The sequence below is a fragment of the Paraburkholderia monticola genome (assembly GCF_001580545.1).
Taxonomy (GTDB): Bacteria; Pseudomonadota; Gammaproteobacteria; order Burkholderiales; family Burkholderiaceae; genus Paraburkholderia; species Paraburkholderia monticola.
This window is the reverse complement of record NZ_LRBG01000037.1, coordinates 484587-506562: the sequence shown is the minus strand read 5'-3', so window position 1 is coordinate 506562 and position 21976 is coordinate 484587. Positions and strand designations below refer to the sequence as shown.

Annotated in this window: 20 protein-coding genes; 4 read left to right on the top strand and 16 right to left on the bottom strand. The window is 64.8% G+C overall.

What is annotated here, in order from left to right; all coding sequences use genetic code 11:
- The first annotated feature begins 25 nt into the window (after positions 1-25).
- The 3 genes from CI15_RS26265 to CI15_RS26255 all read left to right on the top strand — a co-directional run bounded on the left by CI15_RS26265 (position 26) and on the right by CI15_RS26255 (position 2078).
- The gene (locus CI15_RS26265) at positions 26-790 is read left to right on the top strand and encodes a DUF899 domain-containing protein (protein ID WP_062133362.1); all 765 of its coding nucleotides are present in this window, start codon (positions 26-28) and stop codon (positions 788-790) included.
- Positions 787-1620, top strand: a complete 834-nt coding sequence (locus tag CI15_RS26260) for a DUF2182 domain-containing protein (RefSeq protein ID WP_062133359.1) — start codon at positions 787-789, stop codon at positions 1618-1620. Before CI15_RS26265 ends, CI15_RS26260 begins: the two co-directional genes overlap by 4 nt.
- A gap of 191 nt (positions 1621-1811) precedes the next feature.
- Positions 1812-2078 (top strand): DUF4148 domain-containing protein, encoded by a 267-nt coding sequence (locus tag CI15_RS26255; protein WP_062133356.1) that lies wholly within the window; start codon positions 1812-1814, stop codon positions 2076-2078.
- Between the two features lie 114 nt (positions 2079-2192).
- Here the strand turns inward: CI15_RS26255 and CI15_RS26250 are convergent, their stop codons facing one another.
- The 12 genes from CI15_RS26250 to CI15_RS26195 form a co-directional block, all read right to left on the bottom strand.
- On the bottom strand, positions 2193-3635 hold the full coding sequence (locus CI15_RS26250) for an aldehyde dehydrogenase family protein (RefSeq protein WP_062133353.1): 1443 nt from the start codon (positions 3633-3635) through the stop codon (positions 2193-2195).
- A 43-nt stretch (positions 3636-3678) separates the two neighbouring features.
- Positions 3679-4866, bottom strand: a complete 1188-nt coding sequence (locus CI15_RS26245; protein ID WP_062133348.1) for a fumarylacetoacetate hydrolase family protein — start codon at positions 4864-4866, stop codon at positions 3679-3681.
- An 84-nt stretch (positions 4867-4950) separates the two neighbouring features.
- Positions 4951-6735 (bottom strand): IlvD/Edd family dehydratase, encoded by a 1785-nt coding sequence (locus CI15_RS26240; protein ID WP_062133345.1) that lies wholly within the window; start codon positions 6733-6735, stop codon positions 4951-4953.
- 32 nt (positions 6736-6767) lie between these two features.
- Positions 6768-8174, bottom strand: a complete 1407-nt coding sequence (locus CI15_RS26235) for an MFS transporter (protein ID WP_062133343.1) — start codon at positions 8172-8174, stop codon at positions 6768-6770.
- 188 nt (positions 8175-8362) lie between these two features.
- The gene (locus tag CI15_RS26230; protein ID WP_062133340.1) at positions 8363-9358 is read right to left on the bottom strand and encodes a LacI family DNA-binding transcriptional regulator; all 996 of its coding nucleotides are present in this window, start codon (positions 9356-9358) and stop codon (positions 8363-8365) included.
- Positions 9359-9511: 153 nt separating this feature from the next.
- On the bottom strand, positions 9512-10396 hold the full coding sequence (locus CI15_RS26225) for an SMP-30/gluconolactonase/LRE family protein (RefSeq protein ID WP_062133336.1): 885 nt from the start codon (positions 10394-10396) through the stop codon (positions 9512-9514).
- On the bottom strand, positions 10393-11160 hold the full coding sequence (gene xylB, locus CI15_RS26220) for a D-xylose 1-dehydrogenase (RefSeq protein WP_062133333.1): 768 nt from the start codon (positions 11158-11160) through the stop codon (positions 10393-10395). Before xylB ends, CI15_RS26225 begins: the two co-directional genes overlap by 4 nt.
- A gap of 65 nt (positions 11161-11225) precedes the next feature.
- Positions 11226-13631, bottom strand: coding sequence for a glycoside hydrolase family 3 N-terminal domain-containing protein (locus CI15_RS26215; RefSeq protein ID WP_062133330.1), 2406 nt, complete (start codon positions 13629-13631; stop codon positions 11226-11228).
- A gap of 279 nt (positions 13632-13910) precedes the next feature.
- Positions 13911-15041, bottom strand: a complete 1131-nt coding sequence (locus tag CI15_RS26210) for an ABC transporter ATP-binding protein (protein WP_062133326.1) — start codon at positions 15039-15041, stop codon at positions 13911-13913.
- 70 nt (positions 15042-15111) lie between these two features.
- Entirely contained in the window at positions 15112-15942 is an 831-nt protein-coding gene (locus tag CI15_RS26205) for a carbohydrate ABC transporter permease (protein WP_062133323.1), read from the bottom strand.
- Between the two features lie 3 nt (positions 15943-15945).
- Positions 15946-16863: a carbohydrate ABC transporter permease gene (locus CI15_RS26200; RefSeq protein WP_241495935.1), complete on the bottom strand. Its 918-nt coding sequence runs from the start codon at positions 16861-16863 to the stop codon at positions 15946-15948.
- 60 nt (positions 16864-16923) lie between these two features.
- Positions 16924-18144, bottom strand: a complete 1221-nt coding sequence (locus tag CI15_RS26195; protein ID WP_241495934.1) for an extracellular solute-binding protein — start codon at positions 18142-18144, stop codon at positions 16924-16926.
- A 320-nt stretch (positions 18145-18464) separates the two neighbouring features.
- On the opposite strand from CI15_RS26195, the gene CI15_RS26190 reads away from it, so the two are divergent.
- Positions 18465-19541: a LacI family DNA-binding transcriptional regulator gene (locus tag CI15_RS26190; protein ID WP_338152560.1), complete on the top strand. Its 1077-nt coding sequence runs from the start codon at positions 18465-18467 to the stop codon at positions 19539-19541.
- On the opposite strand, the gene CI15_RS26185 is transcribed toward CI15_RS26190, so the two are convergent.
- From CI15_RS26185 to CI15_RS26170, 4 genes are all read right to left on the bottom strand, one after another.
- Entirely contained in the window at positions 19520-19909 is a 390-nt protein-coding gene (locus tag CI15_RS26185) for a type II toxin-antitoxin system VapC family toxin (RefSeq protein ID WP_062133314.1), read from the bottom strand. The genes CI15_RS26190 and CI15_RS26185 overlap by 22 nt on opposite strands.
- Positions 19909-20139, bottom strand: a complete 231-nt coding sequence (locus tag CI15_RS26180; RefSeq protein ID WP_062133312.1) for a type II toxin-antitoxin system Phd/YefM family antitoxin — start codon at positions 20137-20139, stop codon at positions 19909-19911. Before CI15_RS26180 ends, CI15_RS26185 begins: the two co-directional genes overlap by 1 nt.
- 409 nt (positions 20140-20548) lie before the next feature.
- Entirely contained in the window at positions 20549-20788 is a 240-nt protein-coding gene (locus CI15_RS26175; RefSeq protein WP_062133309.1) for a hypothetical protein, read from the bottom strand.
- Between the two features lie 50 nt (positions 20789-20838).
- Positions 20839-21969 carry an ABC transporter ATP-binding protein gene (locus tag CI15_RS26170; RefSeq protein ID WP_062133305.1) on the bottom strand — a complete coding sequence of 377 codons (1131 nt, stop codon included), beginning with the start codon at positions 21967-21969 and terminating at the stop codon, positions 20839-20841.
- Positions 21970-21976: the final 7 nt, after the last annotated feature.

The window sequence follows — 21976 nt, the reverse complement described above, 5'->3', positions numbered from 1 at the left end:
GGCACGACACCCGGAGGAATCCACCATGACCACGCATCCGATCGGAACACGCGAACAGTGGCTCGCCGCACGACGCACGCTGCTCGACGCGGAAAAGGCCTACACACGACACGGCGACGAGCTCGCGCAGCAGCGCCAGGCGCTGCCGTGGGTACGAGTCGACAAGACCTATCGCTTCGAAACCGACGAAGGCAGCGCATCGCTCGCGGATCTGTTCAAAGGACGTTCGCAGCTGCTCGTCTACCACTTCATGTTCGGCCCCGACTACAAGGCGGGCTGCCCGTCGTGCTCGTCGATCGCGGACGGCTTCGCCGGCTTCGCCGTGCATCTCGCGAATCACGACGTGATGCTGATGGCGGTATCGCGCGCGCCGCTCGAGAAGCTGCAGACGTACAAACGGCGCATGGGCTGGACGTTTCCGTGGGCGTCGTCGGCCAACGGCGAATTCAATCTCGACTTCAACGTTTCATTTACCGAGGAGCAGCAGCGCGAAGGCAGTATCGAGTACAACTACGAGCGCAGCGGCCACGCGATGGATATGACGCCCGCCCCCGAACCGGTCGTACAGTTCGCGGCGACTTGCGGCACCGACGCGGCCACCTACACGCGCGACCGGCCCGGCATGAGCGCGTTCGTGCTCGAGGACGGCGTCATCTATCACACGTACTCGACTTACGCGCGCGGCGTCGATGGCCTGTGGGGCATGTACCAGTGGCTCGATCGCGCGCCGAAGGGCCGCAACGAGACGGGCATCTGGTGGCGTCGTCACGACGAGTACGAGCGGTCATGAGCCCGCTCGTGCGTGCTGCCTGCGCGAGCGGGCAGCGCCTCGTCACGCGGCGCGTGCCCGGCTCGTCGCAGCGCGGGTTCGTCGGCGTCTGTGCGTTGCTGTTCGTCGCGAGTGTGGCGATGACCGTGGCGCACAACGCGTCGATGTCGGCGATGGGCGCGGTGCCGATGCCCGGCGGCTGGTCGATGTCGACGCTATGGATGCCGACCTGCGGGCGCACATGGGCTCGCGTCGCGGCATCGTTCATCGGCATGTGGATCGTGATGATGACGGCGATGATGCTGCCGTCGCTGGTGCCGACGCTGCTGCGTTACCGCGACGCGGTCGGCTCGCGTGCCAGGGCGGGACGCCTGGCCCTGCTGACGATGCTCGTGAGCGGCGGCTATGGCGTCGTCTGGACCGCCGTCGGCGCGGCTGTGTTTGCGTTGGGCGCGCCGCTCGCGGCGCTCGAACTGCGCTGGCCCGCGCTCGCGCGTTCGGTGCCGTTCGCAGTCAGCGCGGTGGTATTGCTCGCTGGCGCGTTGCAGTTCAGCGCGTGGAAGGCGCACCGCCTCGCTTGCTGTCGCGCGACGCCAAACCTCGCCGCCGATGCCGCGAGCGCCTGGCGTTACGGTCTGCGCATCGGTATCGATTGCGGCCACTGCTGCGCGGGGCTGACCGCAATACTGCTCAGCGTCGGCACGATGGATTTGCGCGTGATGGCCGCCGTGACGGCCGCCATCACCGTCGAGCGTATTGCACCGGACGGCGCGCGCATCGCACGAGCGATCGGCGCCCTCGCCATCGGCGGCGCAGGCTTGCTGCTCGTGCAAGCCCTGTCAGCCGGCTGACGTCCCCGCCGCCGATCGCTTCGGAAATCGATGCTCGACGGCGTGACTCTCTCAAGATTGTTTTAAATATAGAAACAGTGAGTTCGGAAATTAGGTATTTACCCTAGTTCCCGCGCCCCCTAGACTGTCATCACTGCTGCAAACAAATGAGTTTCGCAGCCTAACAAGACAAAACCTGGAGGTAGTTAAAAATGAAATCCCTCGTTCAAGCTGTCGTTATCGCCGCTACCCTCGCTGCTCCGGTTGCCGTTTTCGCTCAATCGAACCAGCCGCTGACCCGCGCGCAAGTTCGTGAAGAGCTCGTCCAGATCGAAAAGGCCGGCTACAACCCGGCACGTTCGAACCCGAACGAATACCCGGGGAACATTCAGGCTGCTGAAGCCCGCGTCGCTGCGCAAAACAGCGCGGTCGGCGGTGTGACCAGCGGCTCGTCGCAAGAAGGTCGCGCAGCGCAGTAAGCTGCCTCACCGGTTGGAAAGTTGCTGTAGATGTGGCTGTACCTGCTGGCCCGCCATCGTGCTTGAATGCGATGGCGGGCCAGTGTCGTTTGGGCAAGCGCCGCTGGCGTCCTGTTAAACCGCGCCCGGGTTGATATACGCGGTCTTGACCGTCGTATAGAACTCGCGCGCGTAGGCGCCCTGCTCGCGCGGACCATAGCTCGAGCCCTTCCTGCCGCCGAACGGCACGTGATAATCGACACCCGCCGTCGCGGTGTTGACCATCACCATGCCGGCCTGCACATGACGACGGAAATGACTCGCGTACTTCAGCGACGTCGTGCAGATGCCGGCCGACAGCCCGAACTCGGTATCGTTGGCGACCGCGAGCGCTTCCTGGTAGTCCTTGACCTTGATCACCGATGCCACCGGCCCGAACACTTCCTCGCGGTTGATGCGCATCGCCGAGGTCGTCTCCGTGACCAGCGCCGGCGCGAGGAAGTAGCCGCGCGTCGCGCCTTCGACGCGCTCGCCGCCGTACACCGTGCCGCCTTCTTCGCGCGCGATCGCCAGATAGCGCTCGTCCTGCGCCAACTGCTTGTCGTCGACGACCGGGCCGATGTGCGTGCCGTCCGCGAGCGCATCGCCGACTTTCAGCGCCTGCATGCGGGTCTTCATGCCGTCGATGAAGCGGTCATAGATCCCCGCGGTCACGATCAGCCGGCTCGATGCCGTGCAACGCTGGCCGGTCGAGTAGAACGCGCCGTTGATGCAGGCTTCGATCGCGACATTGAGATCGGCGTCGTCGAGCACGACCATCGGGTTCTTGCCGCCCATTTCCAGCTGGAACTTCTTGCCCGACTCGAAGCATTTCGCGCCGATCGCACGGCCGGTCGAAATCGACCCGGTGAAGCTCACCGCATCCACCTCCGGCGACGACACGAGCGCCTCGCCGACCACCGAGCCGCGCCCCATCACGAGATTGATCACGCCTGCCGGCGCGCCTGCCTCGGCGATGATCTTGACGAGCTCCCACGTGCTGCCGGGCACCAGATCGGCCGGTTTGATCACGACCGTGTTGCCGTAGGCGAGCGCCGGCGCGATCTTCCATGCCGGAATCGCGATCGGAAAATTCCACGGCGTGATGAGGCCGACCACGCCGAGCGGCTCGCGCGTCATTTCGACCGTCATGCCCGGACGCACCGACGGCACCGTTTCGCCGCCGAGACGCAGCGCTTCGCCCGCGAAGAACTTGAAGATCTGTCCGGCGCGGCCCACTTCGCCGATCGCCTCGGGCAGCGTCTTGCCCTCTTCGCGCGCGAGCAGCTTGCCGAGTTCGGCCTTGCGCGCGAGGATCGCGCTGCCCGCCTGGTCGAGCAGATCGAAGCGTTGCTGCGGCGTGGATAGCGACCACGTCGCGAAGGCCCTGCGCGCGGCGCTGATCGCGCGGTGCGTCTGTTCGGCGTCGGCTTGCGCGAATTCGCCGATCACGTCATCGAGATTCGACGGATTGACGTTGCGCGACACGCTTGCGCCATCGACCCATTGTCCGTCGATGTAGTTTGCAAATTGGCTCATGTCCTGACTCTCCTTGCGAATAGGAAAACTCGCGACGATCCTGTCACGCGGCAACCAGCAGGCCACGGGCCGCGAGATTGCGATACAGCGCGCGCACCCCGAACGTCCACGGTTCGATTTCCGTCGACAGGCGCACCGTGTTGGTCAGCGCGCCGAGCTGCGGCGTCGAGATCGTCACGCGGTCGCCGAGGTGGTGCGTGAAGCCGCCGCCGGGCGCGTCGCGGTCCTTGATCGGCGAGAACATCGTGCCGAGGAACAGCATGAAGCCGTCCGGGTACTGGTGATGACGGCCGCAGGTCTGCGCGACGAGGTCGGCCGGGTCGCGGCTGATCTCGCTCATGTGGCTCACGCCGTCGAGCACGAAGTCGTCGTCGGCGCCTTCGACGCGCAGCGACACGCTCGCGGCGCGCACCGAGTCGAGCGAGAACGCGTCGTCGAACAGCCGCACGAACGGGCCGATCGCGCACGAGCCGTTGTTGTCCTTGCACTTGCCGAGCAGCAGCGCCGAGCGGCCTTCGATGTCGCGCAGGTTCACGTCGTTGCCGAGCGTCGCGCCGACGATGCCGCCGCGGCTATTCACCGCCAGCACGATCTCCGGCTCCGGGTTGTTCCACACCGACGCGGCGAGCAGACCGACGTCCGCGCCGAAGCCGACCGCCGACATCGGCTGCGACTTCGAAAATACTTCGGCGTCCGGACCAATGCCGACTTCCATGTATTGCGACCACGCATCGCGGCGCTCGAGCTCGGCCTTCAGCTTCATCGCGGCTTCCGAGCCCGGCTTGATCTTCGACAGGTCCGTGCCGATCGTCGAGGCGATCGTCTCGCGCACTTCCTTTGCCTTCGCCGGATCGCCGCCCGCCTGCTCCTCGATCACGCGCTCGATCAGGCTCACCGCGAACGTGACGCCGCAGGCCTTGATCGCCTGCACGTCGCACGGCGCGAGCAGGCGCACGGCGGGCGCGCTGGCGCCGGCGAGGTTCGCCGCGATCAGTTGCGCGACCGGCCCGAGCGGTACGCCCGGTGCGCTGCGCGCCAGTTGCGCGGCATCGTCGCGCTCGAACAGATCGGCGGTGGTCGGCACGGTCGCGGTGATGTCGAACACCTCGCCGCCGCGCACGACGACCACGCACGGTCCTTCGTGCTGCTCGGTCTTGCGCCACACGCGGCCCACGAGCAGCGCGTCGTTCAGATCGTCGGGAAGAAAGCTGGAAGGGGAAGTTGCGGACATGGGATGGGCTCTTTCGGATAAGTGGAAAAACGGGCAAGGCCGGGCGTCGCGTTGCGTGCGACGTCCGGCCTCGTCACCTGCATGTCAATGCGAATGCCGCGGATTGCCGCGCTCGGCAATCACCTTCAGATAAAGCGTCGCCGGTTCGAGGCAACCGCCGGTCGAAAGCTGGCCGACCGTCTTGCGGTACAGCTCCTGCCACGGGGTTTGCGCGGGCGGAATTTCGAAGTGCACGGTTTCGCGGCGTCGCGCGAGTTCGGCTTCGTCGACCAGCACGTTGACGCTGCGCGAATTCAGATCGACACGGATGCGGTCGTTCGTGCGCAGCAACGCGAGGCCGCCGCCCACCGCCGCTTCCGGCGACATGTTCAGAATCGACGGGCTCGCGGACGTGCCGCTCTGACGGCCGTCGCCGAGCGTCGGCAGCGACGTGATGCCCTGGCGCACGAGCGCCGCCGGCGGCGCCATGTTGACGACTTCGGCGCTGCCCGGATAGCCGACCGTGCCCGTGCCGCGAATCACGAGAATGCAATGCTCGTCGATTTCGAGCGACGGATCGTTGATGCGCGCGTGATAGTCCTCGGGACCGTCGAACACGATGGCGCGTGCTTCGAACGTGTTCTCCGCGCCGGGCTCGCTCAGATAGGTTTTGCGGAACGCATCGCCGACCACCGACATCTTCATGATCGCGCTGTCGAAGAAGTTGCCCGACAGCACCATGAAGCCCGCGCCGTGCTTGAGCGGCTCGTCGGTCGTCTTGATGACCTCGCGATCCGGGGTGGGCGCGGCGGCGGCGATGTCGCCCATCGTGCGGCCCGACACGGTCAGGCAAGCCTCGTGCACGAGGCCGCCTTTCGCGAGCTCGCGCATCACGGCCGGTACGCCGCCCGCGCGATGGAAGCTCTCGCCGAGATATTCGCCGGCGGGCATGCAGTTGACGATCAGCGGCACCTGCTCGCCGACGCGCTGCCAGTCTTCGAGACTCAGTTCGATGCCCATATGCCGCGCGATCGCAATCAGATGCGGCGGGCAGTTGGTCGAGGCGCCGAGCGCCGAGGCGACGACGATCGCGTTTTCGAACGCTTCTTTCGTCATGATCTTCGACGGCCGCACGTCCTCGCGCACCAGATCGACGATGCGCTTGCCGGTCGCGTAGGCCATCTGGCCGCGCTCGCGGTACGCGGCCGGAATGCTCGCGCAGCCGGGCAGCGACATGCCGAGCGCTTCGGCGAGGCTGTTCATCGACAGCGCGGTGCCCATCGTGTTGCAGTGTCCGATCGACGGCGACGACGCGGTGGTCAACTCCATGAAGCCTTCGTAGTCGATCTCGCCGGCCGCCAGCAGATTGCGCGCGTGCCAGATCACGGTGCCCGAGCCGACGCGCTTGCCGTCGTGCCAGCCGTCGAGCATCGGGCCGCCGGACAGGACGATGGCCGGCATGTCGACCGTGGCGGCCGCCATCAGGCAGGCCGGCGTGGTCTTGTCGCAACCGGTGGTCAGCACGACACCGTCGAGCGGGAAGCCGTGCAGGATTTCGACGAGGCCCAGATACGCGAGATTGCGATCGAGCGCGGCCGTCGGCCGGCGGCTCTGCTCGGCGAGCGGGTGCATCGGAAACTCCATCGGAATGCCGCCCGCGTCGCGGATACCGGCCTTCGTGCGCGCCGCGAGTTCGATGTGATGCCGGTTGCACGGCGCGAGATCGCTGCCCGTCTGCGCGATGCCGATGATCGGCCGGCCCGATTGCAGCTCTTCGCGCGTCAGACCGTAGTTCATGAAACGCTCGACGTACAGCGCCGTCATATCCGCGTGCGAGGGATCGTCGAACCATTCCTGGCTGCGCAGCCGGCGCGGGGTGGATGCTGACATGGTGCTTATCTCTCTGTCTTGGTAAGGGTTGCTTATGCGTGCTCTGCGTGTTTGCGCGTGCGCGCCGTCTCGCGGCCGGCCCCACCGTCTTCATTCGACGGGGTCCGCGCCAGCATTGCGCGCGGCACGAGCAGGATCAGCACGCAACTGACCAGCAGACACGCTCCGAGCGCGTAAGTGCCGTTGTTGATGTCGCCGGTCAAATTTTTCGCCACGGCGGTGATCATCGAACCGGTAAAGCCGGACAGGTTGCCGATCGCGTTGATCATCGCGATGCCCGCCGCCGCCGCGGCACCCGACAGCAGCTGTCCAGGGAACGTCCAGTAAATCGGCATCAAGGCGAGGATGCCGGCCGTGGCGATCGTCAGAAACGTGATCGCCCACACCACATGATGCGCCAAAGCCGCGCTCATGATCAGACCGAGGCCGCCAATCAGCGCCGGAATCGCAGCATGCAGGCGCCGCTCGCCGGTTTTCTTCGAGTGCGCAGCGTTCGCGAGCGTCGCGATGATCGCCACGCCGTACGGGATCGCGGTCAACAGACCGATATGCAACGGGTCCTGCACGCCGGTCGCCTTGATGATCGACGGCAGCCAGAAGGCCAGGCCGTAGAAGCCGGTATTGAACGTGAGCAGGATCGCGACCAGCAGCCAGACGCGCGGATCGCGCACCGCCGAACCGAAGCGCGCGGTCTTGTGCGCGCTCTCGCGCTGCAGATTCGCCGCAAGCAGGCTTTTCTCCTGCGGCGTGAGCCAACGAGCGCGGTCGATGCCGTCGTCGAGCGAGAAGTACACGACGAACGCGGTCAGCAGCGACGGCACGCCCTCGAGCAGCAGCATCCACTGCCAGCCCTGATAGCCGAGCAGGCCGGCCGTATGCTCCATCAACCAACCGGACACCACGCCGCCGAGCATCAGGCTGACCGGCATCGCGATCAGAAAGCCGGACATCACGCGGCTTTGCCGCTGCGCGGGAAACCAGAAATTCAGGTACAGAATCACGCCGGGGAAGAAGCCGGCTTCGCAGATCCCGAGCAGGAAGCGCAGCATGTAGAACATCGTCGCGGTTTCGACGTGCGCGAGGCGCGCGAGCGGCGCGACGAACGCGAGCGCCATCGACACGATCCCCCACGTGAACATGATCCGCGCAATCCAGAAACGCGCGCCGTAGCGATGCAGGAACACGTTGCTCGGCACTTCGAAGATGAAGTAGCCCCAGAAGAACACGCTCGCGCCGATCGCGTACATCGTGTCGGACAGGCCGAGATCGTCGAGCATCTGCAGCTTCGCGAAGCCGACGTTCACGCGATCCAGATACGCAACCACGTAGCACAGCAGCAGCACCGGCAGCATCCGGCGCACGACCTTGCGATAGGTCTTTTCCTCGAACTCGTCGACGCGCGCGGCGGGCGCGGCGACTGCGGACGGTACAGCGCTCATTCGTATCTCCAGCAGCGTCTTTTTCGTGGGATATGCCGTCGCGTCGCTGTCATGCGACACGAGCCGGCAAATATTGCCGTGAAGTTACCGGTAACATTTCTGGTGGTGGATGTTACGCGCGGCGTATCATCCGAACAACCAAGGGATATCCCTGATCTGCTTGATTAAGGGGAGTTCGAGTGCGCCATTTACGCGCTATCGCGCGCAATTACAGTGAAATCGATCTTCACCGCTTTCCTGCGCTGCACCTCGCCCGCTTCGCGATCCGCGAGGGCCGCGAGCAGCGTTTCGCCGGCGCGCACGCCGATGCCGTAGGCGTCGACCGACACCGTCGTGATGCTCGGCTGACAGCACCACGACACTTCGAAATTGCCGAAGCCGGCAACCGCGATGTCGCCCGGCACCGACAGCCCGCGCCGATGGCACTCCATGATCGCGCCGAACGCCGACATGTCGCTCACGCACATCACGGCCTCGGTATCAGGCCACATGTCGAGCAACCTGGCGATCGCGGGGCCGCCGTGGCTCATCGTGATCGGCGAATCGCCGAGCCGGATCACGCGCGGCTCGCCGAGTCCCAGCGCCTTGACTTCGGCGACGTAGCCGCGCATCCGGTCATGCCCGCGCCGATCGCGCTCGCTCGCGCCGGCGATGAAGCCGATGCGCCGGTAGCCGCGCTCGTGCAGATGCCGGACCATCGCGCGCGCCGCGGCGGAGTTCGAAAAGCCGACGACCGTATCGATCGGATCGCTGGGCAGATCCCACATCTCGACGACCGGAATGCCGGCGCGCTGCAACAGCATGCGCGTCGCCTCGGTGTGCCGGCTGCCCGTCAACGCGACGCAACGCGGCTGATGACGCAGCATCGAGCGCACCAGCAGTTCTTCCTGTTCGAGGCGGTAGTCCGTGTCGCCGAGCAGCAGTTGCAGACCATGCGGACTCAGCGCGGCAGTCAGGCCGCGCACGGTGTCGGAGAAGTTCGAGCTCGACAGCGACGGCACCAGCACCGCGACGAACTCCGAGCGTCCCGACGACAGCGCGCCCGCCGCGGCATCGGCGACGTAGCCGAGTTCGTCAATGACCTTCTGCACGCGTTCGCGCGTCGCCTGCGACACGTTGCGGCCCGCCAGCACGCGCGACACGGTCATCTTCGAGACGCCCGCGCGTTCGGCGACATCGGACATGCGGGGCGGGACAGGCGGCCTGGACGTCATGATTGGAATGGGGGCAAATGCGCGAAAGTCGCGGAACGCACATGATAGCGGGCCGCTCCTCGCGGAGCGACCTGTGCAAGCTCAAAGTTGCGTTTTGCGGCGGGTGTTGCCGCCTGGATTGTGCTAGCGCCCGAAACCCACCGTGCAGCGGGCCTGAGGCTGGCCCGCCACCGGCGCGCGGAACGAGAACAGGCCGCCCGCTTGCGGCTGATGCTGCCGCTCGACGGCCGTCAGTCCCTTCCATGCGGTCGTCACATAGACCGTTTTCAGATCGTCGCCGCCGAACGCGAGCTTCGTCACGTTCGCGCACGGCAGGGGCACCTGATCGACCAGTTCGCCGGCCGGCGAGTAACGCTCGATGCGCCAGCCGCCGAACAGCGCGACCCACACGAAGCCGTCCGCATCGACCGCGAGGCCGTCAGGGTGGCCGTCGCCCGAGATCGCCGCGAAAATGCGCTTGCCGGACAGCGTGCCGTCCGCGGCGACGTCGAATGCGTAGACCACGCGCCGCATCGTGTCGTTGTGATAGAGCGTGCGGCCGTCCGGGCTCATCGCCGGACCGTTCGTGATGACGTAGTCGTCGTCCTGGGCGAGCGCCGCGCCTTTTTCGTTCACGCGATACAGCGTGCCGCTCGGTGCCTCTTCCGCGTCGTCCATCGAGCCGAACCACAGGCGTCCCTGGGCATCGACGAACCCATCGTTCAGGCGATTGCCCGGCAGATGCGGTTCGACGTCGACGAGCTTGCGGAACTCACCGCTGGCCGGATCGAAGCGATGCAAGCCGCCTGGCAGCCCGCACACGAAGGTGCCGTCCGCGAGCGGCGCGAGAAAGCCGGGTTGATCGGGCGCCTGCCACGTCCGCTGTTCGCCCGTCGCGACGGACAGCCGATGAATCCGCCGCCCCTTGATATCGACGAAATACACGGCGTTTTCCGCGGCCTGCCACAGCGGCCCTTCGGCGAGTTCCGCGCCGACCGCCCATACGCACACAGGGACCGGCATGCTCATTCTCCGTACCACCCGGCGTCGACGAAGTAATCGCGGCCGGAGCAGCGCGACGCGTCGTCGGAGGCGAGGAACAGCGCCATGCGCGCAACGTGCTCGGGTTCGATGCGCAGTGGCAGACACTGACTCGCGACGACCTTCGCTTCGCTCTCCGCCGATTGCCACAGCTGCATCTGCCGCGGCGTCTTCACCGCACCGGGGATGATGCAGTTCACGCGAATGCCGGCACTGCCGAGATCGCGCGCCAGACCGCGCGTGAGCCCTTCGATGCCGGCCTTCGCGGTCATATAGATCGCGAGGTTCGGCAGCGCGAGATGCCAGGACACGGAGCCCAGATTCAGGATCACGCCGCGCCCCGCGCGACGCATACTGTTGGTCGCCGCCTGCGCGCAGAAGAACTGGTGACGCAGATTGACCGCGATCCGGTCGTCCCAGTAGCTGGCGGTGAGCTCGCCGATTTCGTGCCGGTCGTCGTTGCCGGCGTTGTTCACGAGCACGTCGATCGGGCCCGCCGCGTCGACGATCCCGGCAAACGTGCCGTTGATCGCATCGACGCTGCGCAGATCGCAGCGAAGGAACTTCGGCGGATGCTTCGCATGGCGAAGCGTTTCTTCCAGCGCGAGCGAATCGTGCTCGGCGACATCGAGAAAGAACACGCGCGCGCCTTGCTGCGCAAAGGCCTCGACCATGGCGGCGCCGATCCCGCTGCCGCCGCCCGTCACGACGATCGTTTTGTCCGACAGACTCGGATAGATTGCGTACGACATCAGATATTCCATTTGTTACGAGTAGGACCACACACAGGGCGGCACACCCCGCCCTGACCCGCCGCTCACGCCTCGATCTCGACCTCGCTCAGCATGCGCCAGGCACGTTCGAGCGTTCTCGTCGCGGCGCCCGCGACCGTGACCGTGCCGCTCAGATGAATGTCGCGGCTCGAACTGCCGACCAGCAGATCGAAGTCACCGGGCTCAACGATACGCTCGCCGCGCGCGTCGGTGAAGTTCAGCATATCGACCGGCAGCTTCACGCGCACCCGCGCCGACGCACCGGCCGCCAGCGGGACCCGTGCGAACGCTTTCAACTCGCGCACCGGCCGCGCGACCGACGCGTGACGGTCGCGCACGTAAATCTGCACGATCTCCGTGCCGTCGCGCGAACCGAGATTGTCGAGCGTGAAGCTCAGCTCGATCGTACCGTTTTCGATCGGCACTTCGCTGTGCGCGAGCGCGAGATCGGCGTAACGGAACGGTGCATAGCCGAGGCCGAAACCGAACGGATAGCGGCAACCGAAATGATAGGCAATCGGCGTTCCCGCGCTCTTCAGCCGATGGTTGTACACGTACGGCACGGCGCCGGCGCTCTTCGGCACCGACAACGGCAGACGGCCGCTGAAATTGGCACGGCCCACCAGCAGATCGGCCAGTGCTTCGGCACCACGCTCGCCCGGCGCGAACGCCATGATCTGCGCGGCGATGCGGTCTTCGAGGCCGCCCAGATTGTACGGGCGGCCGCCCGTCATCACGACGACCGTCGGCGTGCCGCTATCGACCACGGCTTGCAGCAACGCCTGCTGTACGCCCGGCAGATCGAGGCTGTCGGTATCGGACCCTTCGCCCACTGTGCCGGACTGGAACAGCCCCGCCAGATCGCCGACGAACACCAGCGCGACGCCGGCCTGGCGCGCGGCCTCGACCGCGGCCGCGATGCCGTCGGTGTCCTTGCTGATCAGCTCGTCGCAATGCGCGTCGCCGGTCAGCTCGAGCGACACATCGCCCGGGAACACCGGCGCGCCCGCGCGGCGCTCCTTGATGATGTCGCAACCGTGCGCGTGAATCACGCGCTCGTCGCCGAGCAGGGCGCGCAACGCGCGCAGCGGTGTCGCGATCGACGCCGTGGACTGCTCGCCGCTGTTGATCAGATGCACCGGGAAGCTATAGCCGGCGAGTAGCGCGAGCGGATCGTCGGCGGTCGGGCCGATCACCGCGATTTTTTCCGCGCCGTTCGCGTTGAGCGGCAGCACGTTGCCTTCATTGCGCAGCAGCACCGCGGATTCGAGCGCGACCTGATACGCGGTATCGCCCGCGGCCGCGCTTTTCACGTCGACGCGTTCGGGATCGACGTACGGATTCTCGAACAGGCCGAGCTCGAATTTCACTCGCAGCACGCGCGAAACCGCGGTATCGATCGTCGCTTCGGTGATCTCGTTGCGTTCGAGCGCTTCCTTCAGATGCACCGCGCACTCGTGTCCGGGCAGCTCGACGTCGAGACCGGAGTTGAACGCGAGCGCCGCGGCCGAGGCGCTGTCGCGCGCCACCGCGTGGTGGCTGTACAGCAGATCCACGCCCGCGTAATCCGCCACGACGAGACCGTCGAAGCCCCATTTCTCGCGCAGCGTGTCATGCAACAGCGCGCGGTCGCCATGACAGGGCACGCCGTCGACGTCGTGATACGCCGGCATCACCGAACCCGCGTTCGCGAGCTTGACGGCCATTTCGAACGGCAGCATGAACACGTCGTTCAGTTCGCGCGGGCCGACATGCACCGGCGCATGATTGCGGCCACCTTCGCTCGCCGAATGGCCGACGAAGTGCTTCAGCGTCGCCAGCAGATCGCGCCGTTCGCCTTGCAAACCTTTCACGTAGTGGCACGCGAGCACGCCGACCAGATACGGATCTTCGCCGAGCGTCTCCTCGGTGCGGCCCCAGCGCGGATCGCGCGACACGTCGAGCACCGGCGCGAGCCCCTGGTGGCAGCCGATCGAGCGAGCCTGCTCGCCGATGATCGTGCCCACTTCGCCGACCAGTCGCGGATTCCACGTCGCCGCATAGTTCAGCGGCGACGGGAACAGCGTCGCGTCCTTGATCATCAGCCCGACGAGGCACTCTTCGTGCGCCATCACCGGAATGCCGAGGCGCGTGTCCTCGACCATCTTGCGCTGCAGTTCGTTGAGCGCGCGCACGCCTTCCTTCGGATCGACCGTGTGCGTGCCGAGCGGCCGCGTAATCTGGCCGAGGCCATGCTGCAAGATCTCGTCGACGGTAATCTGATTGGCGCTCTGCGCGAAATCGATGCTACGCGCCTTGTGATTGCCGTCGGCCGACAGCTTCAGCCACGCTGCGTGAAGCTGCGCGATCTTTTCGTCCAGTGTCATGCGCGCGAGCAGATCGGCCACGCGCTCCTCCACGGCAGCGGCGGAATTGCGGTAGAGCGGGACCTCACTTTGGCGAAGCAACATCGAAAACTCCTTTTTTATCCTTGTGTACGAAGCGCATGACGCGCCGACAAATCCGTTGTTCCTGACAAGCGTGCGGCAGGGCGTTGCTTCAGCCCGGATGCCTTCCCCTTTGCTTTCAGACACCTTCCCGTGATTCGCAGTCCTGCTGATCGATCGAATGCCGTCGGAATTCGAAATTCGCGGCGTAGGGCCGACTACGGCTCGTGCGTTGCGTCCATCGACGCGATGCGGCGGGACCGCGCTTGCCCGCGTCGTGCAGGCAGCGCGATCGCAAACGGATCAGTGCAGGCGCGGCAGCGCGAAATCCTTGTCGTCGAACACGTGGCACGCGTGCGGCGCGAACGCCAACTCGATGCGCTCGTCGTGCGTCACGCCGCCGTCGCCGGGCAGCTTGGCGATCATCGTGTTGCCGTCGCGCACGCCGCCGTCCAGGTGCACGTAGCTGTGCTCGCCCATCCGTTCGACCAGACGCACCTCGCAGCGGATCGTCTGCACGCCGGGCTGCGCCGACGGCAGGGCGAGATGCTCCGGACGGATGCCCAGTGTGACCTGCGAACCGACACGCTGCTTGCGGCCGTCGACCTCGGCGCGCACGCGCTCGCCCGTCGTCAGTTCGACCTGAATGCCCTTGTCGTCGACCGCGCGGACCGTGGCCGGCAGGAAGTTCATCTTCGGCGAGCCGATGAAGCCCGCGACGAAGCGGCTCTTCGGTCGGTGGTACAGATCGAGCGGCGCGCCGATCTGCGCGATGCTGCCGTGCTTCTCCATGTCAGCGCCGGCATGCAGCAGCACGATCTTGTCGGCGAGCGCCATCGCTTCGATCTGGTCGTGCGTGACGTACACCGCGCTCGCGCGGCTGAACTCGCGATGCAAACGAGCGATTTCGGTGCGCGTCTGCACGCGCAGCGCGGCGTCGAGATTCGACAGCGGCTCGTCGAACAGGAACACCCCCGGCTCGCGCACGATCGCACGCCCGATCGCCACGCGCTGGCGCTGGCCGCCCGACAGCGCCGCGGGACGGCGTTCGAGGTAGGTGTCGAGTTGCAGGGCGGCAGCGGCGCTGCGCACTTTCTTGTCGATGACGGCCTTGTCGATCTTCGCCTGACGCAGACCGAATGCCATGTTCTCGTACACGCTCATATGCGGATAGAGCGCGTAGTTCTGGAACACCATCGCGACCTGGCGCTTCGCGGGTTCGACGTTGTTCATCAGTTGACCGTCGATGCGCAGTTCGCCGTCGGTGATCGACTCGAGACCGGCGATCATGCGCAACAGCGTGGACTTGCCACAGCCCGACGGCCCGAGGAACACGCAAAACTCGTTCTTGCCGACTTCGAGGTTGGCGTCGCGGATCACCGAGTGGCCGCTCGTATAGGACTTCTGTATGTTGCTGAGGGAAATGCTTGCCATATCGTGGTATGCGAAGTTCGGTGTGCGGGCCACTTCAGCCCGCAAGATTCGAGGTGGTTTGCGACGCGGATCAGCCCTTCAGCGAGCCGGCCATCATCCCCTTGATCACGCGCTCCTGACCGAACGCGTAGGCGACGATCAGCGGCAACGAGGTGAGCACGAGGACCGCCAGCATCGAGGGTATGTTCGACGCGTATTGCCCCATGAAGTCCCAGATTGCGAGCGGCAGCGTACGGTGCTCGGCCGTCGAGGTGAGCATGTACGCGAAGATGAACTCGTTCCACAGACCAATGCCGTTGAAGATCGCCACAGTGGCGAGCCCCGGTGCCGAAAGCGGGAAGAAAATCCGCCAGAAGATACGGAACGGACTGCAGCCGTCGAGCTGCGCCGCTTCTTCGAGCTCGCGCGGAATCTGGCGCATGAACTCGGTCAGAATGAAAATCGACACCGGCAGACTGAGGGCCACATACGGGCCGAGCAGCGCGAACTGCGTATCGTAAAGACCGAGATTGCGCGTGAGCAGATAGATCGGCACGAGCGTCGCATGCAGCGGCACGATCATGCCGGCGACCACGAGACCGAACAGCATCTTGTTCAGCGTGAAGCGCATGCGTGCGAACACGTAGGCCGCCATCGCGCTGATGATGACGATCAGCGCCACCGACACGCCCACCGTGAACAGGCTGTTACGGAAATACGTGAAGAACGGCCCTTTCAGCACAGCCGCGTAATTACCCCAATACAGCTGGCTCGGCGGCGCCCACACGGAGGTCGAAAAGGTTTCTTCCGTGCTCTTGAAGCTCGACACGACCATGAAGAGGAATGGAATCGTCGTCACGCCGAGCCAGATCAACGCCAGCAGAGGAATCCCCACGCGAGGGAAGCGTAGTTTCTTGTTCATGGTTCAGACCTCGGTTGCATAACGGCGGGTGAAGCGCATCGACACCGCGGCCACCGTGATGACGATCAGGAACATCGCCGAGCCGATGGTGCTGCCGTAGCCGAGCTGGAACGAGCTGAACACCGTGCGATACATGTAAGTGGCCATCAACTCGGACGAGCCTTCGGGGCCGCCGCCGGTCATGACGAAGACGAGATCGAAGTAACGCAGCGAGCCGAGCACGGACAGGAGCACAGCCGTGCGCACCGTGCCTTGCAGGTGCGGCAGCTTGATGCGCCAGAAAATGGTCCACTCGGAAGCGCCGTCGAGAAGGGCTGCCTCGTTGACCTCGGCCGGCATCGACGAGAGACCGGCGAGGAACAGAATCATGTAGAAAGGCGCGTTCTGCCAGATGATCACGGCGATGGTTGCAGCCAGCGAAAAATGCGGGTCGCCCAGCCAGTCCTTCGCGAGGCTATCCAGCCCGAATGCCTGCAGCGCGACGTTGAGCGGACCGAAATTCGGATCGTAGATCTGCTTGAACAGCACGCCGATTGCCACGCTCGACATCAGCAGCGGCAGGAAATAGAGGACCTTGAGCACACGCGAGCCACGGCCGGCCTTTTCCAGCAGCACGGCGAGCGCGAGCGCGATGGGCAGTTGGACGACGATCGATGCGACGGCAAGGATCACGTTGTTCTTCAGCGATTGCCAGAACACCATGTCGTGGGCGAGCCGCCCCCAGTTCGCCAGCCCGATATAGCGGGCGGTGTTGCCGAGGCCATTCCAGTCGAGCAGCGACAGCCGCAGGCTGGAGACGAGCGGATAAAGCAGGAAGACGGCCAGCAGCAGCAGCGACGGCGCAAGAAACACGACCGTGACGAGCGTCTGCGACGAGAATCTCAGCCGGCGTTCGGGTGTAGCGGAAAGTGCGATATTCACGGGCTTGTATGCCGACCGGCACCTTGCGGTGCCGGCCGGACTTTCCTTTGGGACTGGAGATCAACCGCCCTTCTTCGAAGCGGCTTCCATTTGCTGCGCAGCAGCCTCAGGCGTCAGCGACAGACCGAACAGCGCCTGCGTCGTGTCCTTGTGCATTTCACCGAGAGCCGGCGGCAGTGCCTGGTCGTACCAGAGCTGCACGCTCGGCGCCTCGGCCAGCAGTTTCTGCAGACGCTGCGTGAACGGATCGTCGATCTTGACGTTATTGACCGGCGGGAGCTTGTGGTCATCCGACGCACGAGCCTGCATCGCCTGGTCGTCGGTCAGCGCCTGGATCAGCTTGAACGCTGCGTCCGGCGTCTTGCACTCGGCCGAGATGCTCAGGAAGCCATCGCCAACCGTGCCGATCAGGTCGCGCGGATCACCCTTGCCGCCCGGCACGCTCGGGAACGGGAAGAAGTCGAGATCCTTCGAGAACGCCGGATCTTCGTTCGCGATCGTCGACGCTTCCCATGCGCCCATCAGCTCCATGGCAGCCTTGCCCGAGTACAGCAGACGGCGCGAAGCGCCCGAGTCGTAGTCCAGACCGTTGATGCCCGGCGCGAACGCGCCAGCCTTCACGAGTTCCTGGATACGCTTGCCGGCTTCGACGAATGCCGGGTCTTCGAAGCCCTTGCCCTTGCCTGCGAGCGCATCCTTCACGACCTGCGGACCACCGATACGGTCGACGAGGTACATGTAGTACATCGAACCGGTCCACTTGTTCTTGTTCGCGAGCGAGAACGCTGCGACGTTGTGCGACTTCAGCACCTCGACGACGTGCATCAGTTCATCCCACGTCTTCGGCGGCGTGATGCCGTACTTCTTGAACGTTTCCTTGTTGTAGAAGATCACCGCGGCCGCCGCGTTTTCCGCAGCAACGCCGTAGGTCTTGCCGTCGAACGTCGTGACATCCCACGACGATTGCATGAAGCGGTTGCGATATGCCTGATTCTTGCTCAGATACGGCGTGAGGTCGACGATCTGGCCGGATTTCACGTACTCATGCAGACCGCCGCCGCCCCAGTTCTCGAACACACACGGGGGCTGGTTCGCGCCGAAGGCAACCTTCAGCTTCGTCTTGTAGGCCTCGTTCAGGACGTGCGAATTCTCGACCTTGTAGCCCGGGTCCGCCTTTTCGAAGCGATCCGACGCGTCGCGAATGATCTTGCTCGACGACGCATTGGTTTGCTGATCCCACACCGTGATCGTGTTGGATTCAGCCGATACGGCGTTCGTCACACCTGCAGACAACGAAAATAGCAGCGCCGTGGCGCCAATGATGGACCGTGCTTTAAACAACGCCGGGTACGCCATGTGTGTCTCCCCTCTTCTGGATTTTTAAGAAACCGCCGGAGCGTTAACGTTAGCCTTAACGTTACCGAATGTTAGGCTGGTGCTTGACCTGTGACTATGCGGGATTTTACCTGGTCTTGCGACGTTCCCGCGCAACAGTCGCATCAGATTGACCGTCCCCGGGAAAGCTGAAATATAAAGGGTTCTGCTAGAATGGCGACTACATAAACGGTATCGCTAACGTGATTAGCGAGTCGACCCAGACAATGACCTCTCGCACACCTTCGACCCGCATGGCAAGGCAAACCCCCACGCTTGAGCATGTCGCCAAGCTTGCGGGGGTGTCCCAGATGACCGCGTCGCGCGCCCTGAACGGCCGTCCCGGCGTGTCGCGCGAAACCCGTGACGAAGTACTGAGAATCGCGTCGGACATCGGTTACGTCGTCAACCGCACTGCGCAGAAATTGTCGGGCGGCCGCAATGGCATCATCGGCATCATCACGCCGACACTCGACACGCAATTCTCCAGCGAACTGGTTCTAGGCGCGGGCCGCGCGGCGCGCGGTGCGGGCTGTGAGATGCTGGTCTACACGGTGTTCGACGAAGACCGTCATACGCATCACGATCTGCTTGGGCTCATCCAGCAATTCTCCGACGGCATCCTCGCCATTCTTCCGCGCGAGTCGCTGTGCCTCGAAGCGCTCGCCACCGCGAAGGTGCCGGTCGTCGTCGTCGACCAGCGCGGCACGCTGACCGGCTTTCCGTCGGTGTCGGTCGACAATTACGGCGGCGCCTGCCTCGCCGTCGAGCATCTCGCGGAGCTCGGCCACAAGCGCATCGCATTTCTTGCCGGCGACGAAACGATCGAAGGTGTCCGCGACCGGCAGCGCGGCTATCACGACACGCTGGCTCGCCTTGGCCTGCCGCGTGAAGACTCGCTCGTCGCCGCGGGCGACCTGTCGCAGATGATGGCGTTCGACGTCACGTTCGACCTGCTGAACCTCGCCGAGCCGCCCACCGCGATCTTCACGGCCAACGACCAGAGCGCGTTCGGCGTGATCGCGGCGATCCGCGAAGCGGGCCTGCGCGTGCCGGACGACATCTCTGTGATCGGCTTCGACGACATCCCGATGTCCGAGCAGTTTCACCCGGCGCTCACCACGATCCGTCAGCCGTTCCAGCAAATGGCGCGCTCGGCGGTCAACACGCTGCTCGCGCAGATCGCCGGCATCGACGCCGCGTCGCAACGCATCACGCTGCCGGCGGAACTGGTGGTGCGCGATTCCACCGGCCCAGTCCGCATCAAGCAGCGCCGCGCCCGTCACCAGATCGTTTCGACGTAAGTCGAGGCGCGCACCTTCGCATCGGAGGTCACGAGCGCGCCGCCATGCGTGCGCGCGGTCGCGACGATCAAGCGTTGATGCAAGGTGAGCGCGGGCGACAACGTGGCCGCGCGGAACGCGATCTCGGTGTCGACCGGAATCATCCGCACACCATCGAGCGACAGAAACGTCGACATCCAGCTGCGCGCGTCCATCGACAGTCCGAGACTGCCGACTTTCACGAACTCCGCGATTTCGAATGCGCTGATTGCCGAGATCAGGATCTCGCCGCCGGCCAGTTCCCGATCGATCGCATCGTGCGCGGCCTGGCTCAACGCTTTCTGCCTGCCGAGCCAGCACACGAGCGCAAGCGTATCGAGGGTGATCATCAGTCTTCCTGCTCGGCTGTGACCGGCTCCAACGCGTGTTTGAGGTTGAAATGCGTAATCGACGCGCGCAGCAGCTCGAGCGGATTCTCCTGCTTGCTGCGATACGGCCGGATTTCGATGGTAGGTTGTCCGCGATCGGTAACGACGACGGTTTCGCCCAATGCCTCGACCTGGCGGAACAGCTCGCAGGCCCGGGATTTAAAAATGGCTTTAGATACTCGCTTTTCCATGACTCTCTCCACCCATCAAGATTTCAACGGTTATTTTTTGTATCGGGCCTGCACGCTCGCCTGCTGACGCTTGCGATGCGTGGCCTGATATTCTTTTTCAACCTTGCCTCGGTCGTTGCTTCCCAACTTACTGCCAGGAACTTGCGGTGCGTCTTGGGTCCCCGACGTTCGCTGTTGCTTTAGGTTTTCGAATCGACGCAAACTTTTCGGAACGTTACCCTTAACGTTAGCGGATGTTAATGGTGCATATCCGTCACCGCCATGCGGAGTTTACCTAAGCTCCAAACTACTCCCCAGGCACCCCAGCAATCGCTGAAAAGCAAGCCTGGCAAGGCGGAAGGAATTTGTAACGCATCGAAAGCACTACGAAAGCTCAAGCGCGGCGCGGCTAACGTCGACCCTGCTCGCATCACGTTTCGTCGCTCGAAGCAAGTGGCCCCGACGAACGCTCCGGATCGAAATGCACGATCCACGCATGCAGCGACTCGCGGGGCTTTTTCGGCCTGCCGCGCTGCCGCGATTCGCGTTCGTTCGCCGCTTGCTCGCGCTCAACGGCGGCAGCCGTCCCGTCGGGCGTCCCGGCGTGCCGGCGCCCAGACGGACCGCTCGCCGCGGCCTCGGCATCGTCCTTCTCCACGTTCTTCTCCATCGCGCTGTCCGTCCTCGGTGCACCGTCGCTCGCTCGTCGGCATCGGCCCGTCAAGCGACCGCGTCGACGTCCTCGCCGACTTCAGGTCGCTCGAGGGCCAACGCGGCGCCGTTTGAATCGAACAGCGTGACCGCCGCCGACGCCACCTTGATCCCGACGCGCGCGCCGACCGCGTGCTGCGCGTCCCTCTTGTCGAGTTTCAGCGCGATCGCATGCGCCATCCCATCGAGTCGCGCATGCAGGATCGACACGTCGCCGAGATGTTCGACCAGCTCGACACGCGCGGCGAGTCCTTCGTCGAGCGAGCCGATGCCCAGATGCTCCGCGCGCACGCCGAGCGTGAGCTCGCTGCCGACCGGCTGCGCCAGCCGGCCCGGCAACACGATGCGCTGGCTCGCGCCGGCGAGCGTCACGACGGACTGCGCATCGCTTTGCGACTCCAGCGTCGCGGCCAGCATGTTCATCTGCGGCGAGCCGATGAAGCCGCCGACGAAGCGATTCGCCGGCCGCTCATACAGGTCGAGTGGCGCGCCGGTCTGCTCGATGCAGCCTTTGTTGAACACGACGATCTGCTGGCCGAGCGTCATCGCCTCGACCTGGTCGTGCGTGACGTAGATCATCGTCGTGCCGAGTTCGCGATGCAGCTTCGCGAGCTCGATGCGCATCTGCACACGCAGCGCCGCATCGAGATTCGACAGCGGCTCGTCGAACAGGAACACCCGCGGCTTGCGCACGATCGCGCGTCCGATCGCGACCCGCTGGCGCTGGCCGCCCGACAGCGCCTTCGGCTTGCGCTCCAGGAGATGCGTGATCTGCAGGATCTCGGCGGCACGGCCCACGGCCTCGCGCACTTCCGCTTTCGACTTGCCCGACAGCTTCAGCGAAAAGCCCATGTTTTCCGCGACCGTCATGTGCGGGTAGAGCGCGTAGCTCTGGAACACCATCGAGATGCCGCGGTCCACGGGTTGCAGGTCGTTGACCCGTACGCCGTCGATCATGATGTCGCCGCCCGTCACCGATTCGAGCCCGGCGATCATGCGCAGCATCGTCGATTTGCCGCAGCCCGACGGCCCCACGAACACCGTGAATTGACCGTCCGGTATGTGCAGATCGATGCCCTGGATGACCTGCGGTCCTTCGCCGTACGTCTTCGTGACGTTGCGCAATACGAGTTCGCCCATTGATGCC

Bases quoted from the DNA above. Each gene is read 5' to 3' on its own strand.
- CI15_RS26235 (WP_062133343.1), bottom strand. From the start codon at position 8,174: ATGAGCGCTGTACCGTCCGCAGTCGCCGCGCCCGCCGCGCGCGTCGAC.
- CI15_RS26240 (WP_062133345.1), bottom strand. From the start codon at position 6,735: ATGTCAGCATCCACCCCGCGCCGGCTGCGCAGCCAGGAATGGTTCGAC.
- CI15_RS26255 (WP_062133356.1), top strand. From the start codon at position 1,812: ATGAAATCCCTCGTTCAAGCTGTCGTTATCGCCGCTACCCTCGCTGCT.
- CI15_RS26245 (WP_062133348.1), bottom strand. From the start codon at position 4,866: ATGTCCGCAACTTCCCCTTCCAGCTTTCTTCCCGACGATCTGAACGAC.
- CI15_RS26170 (WP_062133305.1), bottom strand. From the start codon at position 21,969: ATGGGCGAACTCGTATTGCGCAACGTCACGAAGACGTACGGCGAAGGA.
- CI15_RS26225 (WP_062133336.1), bottom strand. From the start codon at position 10,396: ATGAGCATGCCGGTCCCTGTGTGCGTATGGGCGGTCGGCGCGGAACTC.
- CI15_RS26265 (WP_062133362.1), top strand. From the start codon at position 26: ATGACCACGCATCCGATCGGAACACGCGAACAGTGGCTCGCCGCACGA.
- CI15_RS26190 (WP_338152560.1), top strand. From the start codon at position 18,465: ATGACCTCTCGCACACCTTCGACCCGCATGGCAAGGCAAACCCCCACG.
- CI15_RS26250 (WP_062133353.1), bottom strand. From the start codon at position 3,635: ATGAGCCAATTTGCAAACTACATCGACGGACAATGGGTCGATGGCGCA.
- CI15_RS26230 (WP_062133340.1), bottom strand. From the start codon at position 9,358: ATGTCCGATGTCGCCGAACGCGCGGGCGTCTCGAAGATGACCGTGTCG.
- CI15_RS26260 (WP_062133359.1), top strand. From the start codon at position 787: ATGAGCCCGCTCGTGCGTGCTGCCTGCGCGAGCGGGCAGCGCCTCGTC.
- xylB (WP_062133333.1), bottom strand. From the start codon at position 11,160: ATGTCGTACGCAATCTATCCGAGTCTGTCGGACAAAACGATCGTCGTG.
- CI15_RS26175 (WP_062133309.1), bottom strand. From the start codon at position 20,788: ATGGAGAAGAACGTGGAGAAGGACGATGCCGAGGCCGCGGCGAGCGGT.
- CI15_RS26180 (WP_062133312.1), bottom strand. From the start codon at position 20,139: ATGGAAAAGCGAGTATCTAAAGCCATTTTTAAATCCCGGGCCTGCGAG.
- CI15_RS26205 (WP_062133323.1), bottom strand. From the start codon at position 15,942: ATGAACAAGAAACTACGCTTCCCTCGCGTGGGGATTCCTCTGCTGGCG.
- CI15_RS26185 (WP_062133314.1), bottom strand. From the start codon at position 19,909: ATGATCACCCTCGATACGCTTGCGCTCGTGTGCTGGCTCGGCAGGCAG.
- CI15_RS26215 (WP_062133330.1), bottom strand. From the start codon at position 13,631: ATGTTGCTTCGCCAAAGTGAGGTCCCGCTCTACCGCAATTCCGCCGCT.
- CI15_RS26210 (WP_062133326.1), bottom strand. From the start codon at position 15,041: ATGGCAAGCATTTCCCTCAGCAACATACAGAAGTCCTATACGAGCGGC.